This window comes from Okeania sp. SIO2B9, from assembly GCF_010672505.1.
Lineage (GTDB): Bacteria > Cyanobacteriota > Cyanobacteriia > Cyanobacteriales > Microcoleaceae > Okeania > Okeania hirsuta.
Map to the genome: position 1 here is coordinate 1 of NZ_JAAHGK010000403.1, position 5,681 is coordinate 5,681.

5 protein-coding genes are annotated in these 5,681 nt (G+C 33.0%); 3 read left to right on the forward strand and 2 right to left on the reverse strand.

Translation table 11 applies throughout. The features are described from left to right. A partial coding sequence (locus F6K13_RS35185) for a tetratricopeptide repeat protein (RefSeq protein ID WP_353735668.1) occupies nucleotides 1-172 on the forward strand: 172 nt, incomplete at its 5' end. A 184-nt stretch (nucleotides 173-356) separates the two neighbouring features. On the opposite strand, the gene F6K13_RS15480 is transcribed toward F6K13_RS35185, so the two are convergent. Then, nucleotides 357-1,325, reverse strand: a complete 969-nt coding sequence (locus tag F6K13_RS15480; protein ID WP_124154497.1) for an acetamidase/formamidase family protein — start codon at nucleotides 1,323-1,325, stop codon at nucleotides 357-359. Nucleotides 1,326-1,408: 83 nt separating this feature from the next. On the opposite strand from F6K13_RS15480, the gene F6K13_RS15485 reads away from it, so the two are divergent. Both F6K13_RS15485 and lysS read left to right on the forward strand, forming a co-directional pair. After that, entirely contained in the window at nucleotides 1,409-2,269 is an 861-nt protein-coding gene (locus F6K13_RS15485) for an AAA family ATPase (RefSeq protein ID WP_124145954.1), read from the forward strand. Nucleotides 2,270-3,160: 891 nt separating this feature from the next. Beyond that, a complete protein-coding gene (gene lysS, locus F6K13_RS15490) occupies nucleotides 3,161-4,321 on the forward strand; it encodes a homocitrate synthase (protein ID WP_240039064.1) in 1,161 nt (386 codons plus the stop codon). A gap of 366 nt (nucleotides 4,322-4,687) precedes the next feature. Here the strand turns inward: lysS and F6K13_RS15495 are convergent, their stop codons facing one another. Beyond that, nucleotides 4,688-5,428 carry a sulfite exporter TauE/SafE family protein gene (locus F6K13_RS15495; protein WP_124154496.1) on the reverse strand — a complete coding sequence of 247 codons (741 nt, stop codon included), beginning with the start codon at nucleotides 5,426-5,428 and terminating at the stop codon, nucleotides 4,688-4,690. Nucleotides 5,429-5,681: the final 253 nt, after the last annotated feature.

Below are 5,681 nucleotides of genomic sequence, written 5' to 3' on the forward strand. Positions count from 1 at the left end.
CCTTGCTGCTCTCAGTTCCCAAAATTTAACTGCTAATGTTGATGTTTTACATAACTTAGGCGCTATACTTGGAAAACTACACCGCTATGAAGAGGCGATCGCTACTTTTGATCAGGCATTAAAAATTCAAGCAAATAAAACAGCAAAAAAGTTCATCCTCTTGCTTTACTGAATGGCAAAAAAGTTAAGACCGATAACTAGATTATTATTTTATAGTAGAAGGAAGAAAAAAGAAGGAAAAATCTTGCCTCTTTTTTATGGTATCTAAACACCTACGCAGAATGTAATTTCAGCTATTAGCAGTCAGCTCCTCGGTGCGGAATGCGCTCGCATTCAGCTTTTTAAGATAATTTCTTCTATATGATAGAGTTTATTGCGGGTAATATTGATTTTGGTAACATTCCATGAACTCCTTTATGAGGATTATTCACAACTTGAGTAATATGAAAATTCACAGCAATAGAACACAAACTATAAGCATCTTCAGCACTCAACCCAACAAAATTTTCTAACCAACTAATCATTTGCTTTAAAGCTAATTCAAAAGCAGCATCTAAAGTATTGCCAAAACCAAACGAAATAATATCAGTCGATGTTTCTGCCATGGGAAAAATTAGTTGTAAATCTTGCCTAACCTTAATCTGAATAGTACCATTCATTGAAGTTTCAATTGCCGTTACATTTATTTCTCCATCGCCCTGTGCAGAATGACCATCACCAATAGAAAATAAACCACCAGGCACAAAAACAGGTAAAAAAATTCGCGAACCAACTTGTAATTCTCGACAGTCAATATTTCCCCCATAAATACCAGGAGGAATAGATGAACGTTGAGTATTTTCTGTAGCAACTCCGAGAATTCCAAAAAATGGTTGAAGTGGAATTTTTATCCCACTATTAAGAGGAAATTCAGCTATCTTTTTTTCTAAATCTAATGGAATAAAGTTTAGTTTTGCTTCTGTAAATTGTTCGGGTAATGCACCCCATCCCGGACGAATTGAATTAAAACCCATCGGTAAACTAGGGTAAATATTTTCCAGAATAATTTCTAATACATCTCCTGGTTTAGCATCATTAATATATATTGGTCCAGTTAATAAATGAGGACCAACACCAACTTTTCTTTCTGCTGGTAAATGGTGACAAATTTCTAGAAATTCTGGAGTGAGAAATTCTCTAGGTGCTCTGTCGTAAAGATAATAACCCGTGTAAGTTTCTACATCAATGCGATCGCCAGAATTAATGATTAATGCTGGTTCTAGTTTATGGGAAAAACCTCCTAAATGAACAGTGTTACATCGAGCTTTTAAAATATGCTTTCTCATCTTATTTATTTTTTTTTAAGATTTATCGTATATAATACCTATCTAAATAAAATAATTTCAATTTTTCATAAACTTAACTTAAAATGATTCAAACTATAACTAAAACTAATCAAACTTTTCAACAGTTACAGTCGGGAATTGGTATTGGTACACCTCTACCTCAAGATTGGGTATCTATCAAAAATAAAGCTCTAGTAATTATTGTAGGTTTAACTGGTGTAGGGAAAAGCACAGTCATTAATAAATTAACTGAATCTGGATTAGATTTCACTTTACTTCCAAATCGACGCACCCTAACAACAGAATTAATTATTCCTTATATTCAAGCCACAAATGAGCAAAATGTTCAAACAACTTGTCGTATAGACCGCTTCAAATATACTCGTCAGTATCAAAAAAGTTTTCCCGGTGGTATGGGTCATATTTTAGCCCAGTTACAAGTTAATCCCTCTTTAATTAATCGTCCATTAATTTTTGATGGTTTACGAGGAGAAAATGAAGTTACTTATGCTGCTAATACTTTGAAAAAAGCTAAATTTATAATTTTGGATGCTCCATTATCAGTTCGCTTAAAACGTCTTTTAACTAGAAGTGATGCTTTCGATAGAATTACAAAATATCCAGATAATGAAGTAGTTAATTCCCAAAAAATTATGAGTTTTTCTGACTTTGGTATACCCGAAGCATCCAATTTATTTACCTTTGATGAAGAGCAGGAAATTTTAACTCTACTGGAAAGAGGAGTATATAACTCTGTAGATGTTTGCGAACGATTAAACATTCTGGTTGAGGAGAGCAGAAATTATGATTCGGAAGCAACAAAAACAGCTTTACAGACAATTGCTCCTGAGCGAACTTTGCTTTTAGATACTACTAAGTTTTCACCTCAACAACTAACTCAAAAAATTCTTGCTTACTTATTACTTAAAAATTCGAGGGTTTAAGTCTCCTACTATTTTGTTGATGGGGGAATGCTCCCCTATCATAAACACAGTTTTTTTTAGTAGGAGGACTGAGTCAAAAGAGAATATTCCTGATGTTAAGCTTTTTGCTTCAGCTAGAGGTAGTGATAACTGATAACTGAAAAGACTCTTATTTCCCGTTCCCTAAATTCAAAGATATTTTTACCTAAAACTTTCCAGATTTTATTAACTTTATATTCTGTTTAAAAGTAGTCATAGAATATTTTTAAGAAGCTGTTTTCTCGACTATATTCATTTTTTTAGGGAGTAGGAAGTAGAAAAGAAGAAAAATAACTGTACCTCAGTAACTTGAGAAACGCTATAATACCAAATTGATAAATTTTTCCTACAAATAGCTAGGATATTTCTTAGGAGTTAACCCACCCCTCGCCCCTCCCCCTCCCAGGAGGGGAAGTCAGTCGGACCGAGTCAGAATCAATGGCTTTAATACCAGTTTTTAGGTTGTAATTTATCTTTTTAGTCCAAGAGACATCTCCGATAAAGTATTTTAATTGCCCTGATTATTCGTAACATTCTTTTTCCAAATTGATATAATTTACTCAAATAACTATAAAAATATTAATTAGAATTTAAGATTGAGGGTTACTATAGCAATCCTAAATCATTTGTGATAATTTTATTGCTTCGGTGTTTCTCCCATACCTGTTCCCTGTTCCCTGTTCCCTATTCCCTAAAATCTACAATATCTCACAACTCAAATAAGACTGCTTTGCTATAGATTTTAACAATAACTTAAATGTTCTTAAATCTTCTTAAATATTTTTAATATATAGCATTTTTTTGTGACATTAATTGTAATTAACCATACTAACCATAATTCCTGTAATATGTTTAGCTGAAAATTATAGAATTATGCCTAAACTAAAACAAATGCTATTAAGTAAATTAGCCATAGTTGATTCTACTCTGCGAGAAGGAGAACAATTTTTTAAATCTAACTTTTCTACGAGTGATAAAATTGAAATAGCTCGAGGATTAGATCAATTTGGAGTAGAATACATAGAAGTTACTTCTCCGAGAGCTTCTCCTCAATCCTATCAAGATTGTCAAAAATTAGTTCAATTAGATTTACAAGCTAAAGTTGTCACCCACATTCGTTGCCATCTAGAAGATGCAAAAATAGCCCTAGATACAGGTGTAGATGGCATTAATCTGTTTATCAGTACTTCACAAATTTTACGTCAATTTGGTCACCGTAAAAGTATTGAAGAAATTATTGATATAGCTACAGAAGTTATCAGTTTTATTCATCAACAAAATCCTCAAGCAGAATTGCGTTTTTCTACTGAAGATTCATTCCGTAGCTCTCTTTCAGATTTACTGCGAGTCTATTTAGCAATTAATAAATTAGGAATAGTCAATCGTTTTGGAGTAGCTGATACAGTAGGTATAGCAACTCCTCACCAGGTTTATCAACTAATTCAAAATATGAGACAATGTTTTTGTGAGGATATAGAATTTCACGCTCATAATGATACAGGTTGTGCAATTGCTAATAGTTTTACTGCTTTTGAAGCAGGGGCAACTCATATTGATACAACTGTTTTAGGGATTGGTGAACGTAATGGCATTACTCCTTTAGCTGGATTAATTGCTCGTCTTTATACCCTCGATCCACAAACTTTAAACAATAAATATTCTCTATCTTATCTCCATAAATTAAATCAATTAGTAGCGGAAAAAATTGAACTTTCTATTCCTTTCAATCATTGTATCGTAGGGGAAGCTGCATTTAATCATAAAGCAGGAGTTCATACTAAAGCAATGCTCAATAATTCTAGAACTTATGAAGCAATAAATCCCACTGATTTTGATTTGAATCGGTCAATTTTAATTAACCATAAACTTACAGGTAAAAATAGTATTAATCATCGTGCTATTCAACTTGGTTTGAATTTAGACAACTTCCAAATTCAAGCTATTACTCAAACAATTAAAAATTTAGCCGACCGACAAAAAATGACCTTAGAAAACGTGGATGAAATTTTGTTATCATCCCAAAAAAATATGTAAGATCAAATCCGTTAGCATCGGTATAAAATCTTTTGAAGTAGGAGTCAGGAGTCAGGAGGGAAAAAATTTATGAAGATTTAGTAATGGTGAAGATCAAGAATGTTTTTATACCGAATTAAACGGATTTGATATAAGCATTCAGTATTCAGCTATCAGTTATCAGTTATCAGTTATTAACTTATTATCTTAGAAGGAGAATTCAAAATTATGTTTATGCAGCATTCCGCAGGAAAGAAAAAGGTAATAAGCTAACCTTAGTAAGTCCTTTACGTTCATGCATCTTTTTGCACAGCATTCCGTAGGAAATACTAATAGCTGAGTGCTTACAAAAATATTGGTTAAATTTTTTTAGCATTACTGCCAAATCTACCACAATATTAATATATTCCTTTGTTCCCAGAGAATAAAGACACCACTAAAAAGCACAAAAATAATTACTAACTGACGGAACAATTGCGGACTAATTTTTTCTAATACTAAATTACCCAACCAATTACCTGGAAAAGCAGCTATTCCTATGAGTATTCCATATCCAAACAAAGGCAAAGTTAAAGTACCAAAAATGGCGTAGACGATCACCTTAATAATATGAATTACCATCCGGTTCATTGCTTGAGTGCCTAATAGTTCCTCTTTTTCCAAGCCAAATTTCAGGTAAAAAGGTGCAAGTATCGGTCCCATACTACCAATAATGCCAGACAAAAAGGAATAAATAAAACCTGCTGGTAAAAAATACCAAGCACGAACAGTAAAAGATTGGTCTTGATTCTTAATAATTAAATTTATCCCAGAGATAACTAGAAATAATCCTACTAAAAAACTCAGCCATTCTACAGAAATTTGGGTCAACATAAATGCCCCCAAACAAGCACCAACAATAGCACCAGGTAGTTCCCAAAAAATCACTGTCCAGTTAATTTTTTGCCGATAAGTAAAAGCACGTTCAGCATTACCAATCATTCCTCCAGTTGTAATAATTGGTGGGATGGCTAAAGCTCCTAAAAATAAACCAATGACTGGCATTAAGATAAATGAACTACCGCCACCTGCTAGAGTACTGACAAACCACCCAACAATACTTGCTAATGCTAACCACAAATAGGTCATATTCTTTGAAAATTTATAATATTTTACTACTAATTATTTCTGCTTTATTTCTGTAAGCATTCAGCCGCCAGCTATCAGCTATTGCTTTTAATTTTATATAAAAGCTTTACTAATTGAGTCATAATTGATACTTACTATAAAAGCTGGCTTGAAAGTCTATATTTATTCAAACCCCCTCATGAGAGCTGAGAGTTGACAGCTAATAGCTGTTTGCGCAGCATTCCGCAGGAAATGCTTGCTAATTTTTTGATTT

What these genes read in the sequence shown, in the direction of transcription:
- lysS (WP_240039064.1), top strand. Translation starts at nt 3,161, where the DNA reads ATGCCTAAACTAAAACAAATGCTATTAAGTAAATTAGCCATAGTTGAT.
- F6K13_RS15480 (WP_124154497.1), bottom strand. Translation starts at nt 1,325, where the DNA reads ATGAGAAAGCATATTTTAAAAGCTCGATGTAACACTGTTCATTTAGGA.
- F6K13_RS15485 (WP_124145954.1), top strand. Translation starts at nt 1,409, where the DNA reads ATGATTCAAACTATAACTAAAACTAATCAAACTTTTCAACAGTTACAG.
- F6K13_RS15495 (WP_124154496.1), bottom strand. Translation starts at nt 5,428, where the DNA reads ATGACCTATTTGTGGTTAGCATTAGCAAGTATTGTTGGGTGGTTTGTC.